The sequence below is a fragment of the Vibrio sp. Vb1337 genome (assembly GCF_033338715.1).
GTDB lineage: Bacteria > Pseudomonadota > Gammaproteobacteria > Enterobacterales > Vibrionaceae > Vibrio > Vibrio alginolyticus.
In genome coordinates this window covers 1-1,092 of the sequence record NZ_JAWOTD010000229.1, presented here as the reverse complement: position 1 = coordinate 1,092, position 1,092 = coordinate 1, and the positions used below count along the sequence as shown (strand labels likewise).

Genomic DNA, 1,092 nt, shown 5'->3' with positions numbered 1-1,092 from the left:
GATCGTGATGGCGAGATGCTAGAGCAATACCGCACGATCTCTTACACAGTAAACCCTAAAATTGCAGAGTTGATGAGCGGCCTTGAAGACGTTCAACTTCCTGCTGTGCTTACAATGCCGAAAGGTGAAATTGGCACGAGCAATTGGACTGTGGGCTGGACTCCAGACGGTTTTCATCCAAACGATCTCAACCGCTACCGTATGGCATCAACAGACCAAATGGTAGAAAGTCAGTTGTATTCTGATGGCTTGTTCAACTTCTCTGTTTACGTAGCAAACAAAGATGAGCATTCATTAAAAGGACAACTGGTTCGTCAAGGCCGTAGAACCTTACACAGTTTTGTGAATGGTGATTATGAAATCTCTGTGGTCGGAGATATTCCGCCAGCTACGGCGCAGCGCATTGCTCAATCTGTCACATTTAATGTAACAAAGAGTAAGCAATAATGATGACTGCGTTAGCTACCGTGACCGGAGTAGAGCGTCACGGTAAGCAGTACGAGATAGATTTAAGCTGCGAGCAGCAAACGAGCTGCAGCAGCTGCTCCTCGCAAAAAAGTTGTGGCACAGGTGTTGTCACTAAAGCGATAGGTAATAAGAGCCTGTCGTGGCATCTGCGCACAGAAAAAAACGTGCAAGTCGGTCAAATCGTGGAAATCGGCTTTCCTGAATCCAGCCTTATCAAGTCAGCCATGGCGGTGTATCTACTGCCTTTATTTGGTTTGATTCTTGGTGCTATGGTTGGTCATTTCTTACTGACTCCTCTGACCGCTGGTGGAGAAGGCATTGTTATTCTCGCATCCATGCTATTTGCAGGCGGTGGTATGTGGTTCGCAAAACGCCTATCAAAACCGCTTGAAGATGAGTCAAAACGCCAAGTCACCCTCATTCGAGTTCTCGGTGAACCTATCCAATAAGCTCTACACTTTAAATTAGGTGCGCCCGTTAACGAAATTCGGTAGAATCTGCCAACTTGATTGAAATGCCGTCAAATGATGGCTTTCTTACTGTCCCAATTTGTAAAGAGTTAGTCACCCTAAATCTATGAAGCACATTCGTAACTTTTCGATTATCGCCCACATCGACCATGGT

At 45.7% G+C, this 1,092-nt stretch carries 2 protein-coding genes; both read left to right on the top strand.

The features are described 5' to 3' along the window. Positions 1-447: MucB/RseB C-terminal domain-containing protein (locus R7E42_RS25240; RefSeq protein ID WP_318073272.1), on the top strand; the 447-nt coding region annotated here is incomplete at its 5' end. Beyond that, a complete protein-coding gene (locus tag R7E42_RS25235; RefSeq protein ID WP_140098849.1) occupies positions 447-917 on the top strand; it encodes a SoxR reducing system RseC family protein in 471 nt (156 codons plus the stop codon). The genes R7E42_RS25240 and R7E42_RS25235, both read left to right, overlap by 1 nt. Positions 918-1,092 lie beyond the last annotated feature (175 nt).